Genomic DNA, 1095 nt, shown 5'->3' on the forward strand with positions numbered 1-1095 from the left:
GACCTAAACTTTTTCTACCTAGGTTTCCCATCAGCAGATTTTCATTCTACTGATTACTTTGCAATAATTCCTTGGACATTTATTTATCTTTTTGGATACACCTTAGGTAAGGGTTTAAAAAACAAAAATTTCCACGGAAAATTTGGCAAAGATAATCTACTAGCAAAAATCGGCAGATACGCTATGCCAATCTACCTTGCCCATCAAATTATTTTATATCCCTTGGTTACTTTGATATACAATTTAGCAAAATAAAACTAGGAGACTTACTCCTAGTTCTTCATTTGATAATTAAAGTATATTCTAATTTTTGAAATTTTGCTTATGGAAGCAAGCAACCAAATGTCCTGGCTCTACTTCCTCTAGGGGAGGTTTTTTTTGTAAGCATAGTTCTGTTTTAAATGGACATCTACTACTAAAAGCACAGCCTATCGTTTCATTATTTGAACTTGACATATCACTTGCTATGGTTTTTAATGGCTTACTTTTATCTTTTCTAGGAACTGGTTGTAGAACAGAGTTTAATAAACCTATGGTGTAAGGATGCATAGGATTTTTGTAAATTTGATTTGATAATCCTAGCTCCATCATATTGCCCTTATATAAAACTCCAATTCTGTCAGATATATGCTCTACCATGGCTAAGTCATGGGCTATAAAAAGATAAGCAACTCCAAGGTCTTTTTGGATATCTTCTAACAAGTTTACTATTTGAGCTTGGATAGAAACATCTAAAGCTGAGATGGGTTCATCACATAAAATAAATTCAGGATCTGTTGATATGGCCCTTGCAATAGATATTCTTTGCCTTTGCCCACCAGAAAATTCTTTGGGTCTTTTTTTCATATAATCTGGCGATATACCTACCTTTTCCATCAAAAAAGCTACTCTTTCTTTAAGCTCTTTTTCTTTGTATTTTTTCTTATTAACCATAGGCTCCGATATAATTTACAAAGGTAAATCTATAGTAACATCCTCCAAAGATACGGTTGATAAATTTAGAGGCGAAATTCAAGCTATATTTCAAGACCCATTTTCATCATTAAACCCTACTCTAAATGTATATGAAATTATATCGGAGCCTATGGTTAATAA

At 32.7% G+C, this 1095-nt stretch carries 2 protein-coding genes; one reads left to right on the forward strand and one right to left on the reverse strand.

The genetic code is table 11. From position 1 onward, the window contains the following. The coding region (locus tag AB9Q04_RS08160) for a heparan-alpha-glucosaminide N-acetyltransferase domain-containing protein (protein ID WP_410024842.1) at positions 1-255 on the forward strand (255 nt) is incomplete at its 5' end. A 48-nt stretch (positions 256-303) separates the two neighbouring features. On the opposite strand, the gene AB9Q04_RS08165 is transcribed toward AB9Q04_RS08160, so the two are convergent. Beyond that, positions 304-933: an oligopeptide/dipeptide ABC transporter ATP-binding protein gene (locus AB9Q04_RS08165; protein ID WP_410024843.1), complete on the reverse strand. Its 630-nt coding sequence runs from the start codon at positions 931-933 to the stop codon at positions 304-306. Positions 934-1095 lie beyond the last annotated feature (162 nt).

Source organism: Anaerococcus groningensis, from assembly GCF_046365465.1.
In the GTDB taxonomy this organism is placed as follows: Bacteria; Bacillota; Clostridia; order Tissierellales; family Peptoniphilaceae; genus Anaerococcus; species Anaerococcus groningensis.

Excerpts from the sequence above, each read along its gene's own strand:
- AB9Q04_RS08165 (WP_410024843.1), bottom strand. The coding sequence starts at position 933 with ATGGTTAATAAGAAAAAATACAAAGAAAAAGAGCTTAAAGAAAGAGTA.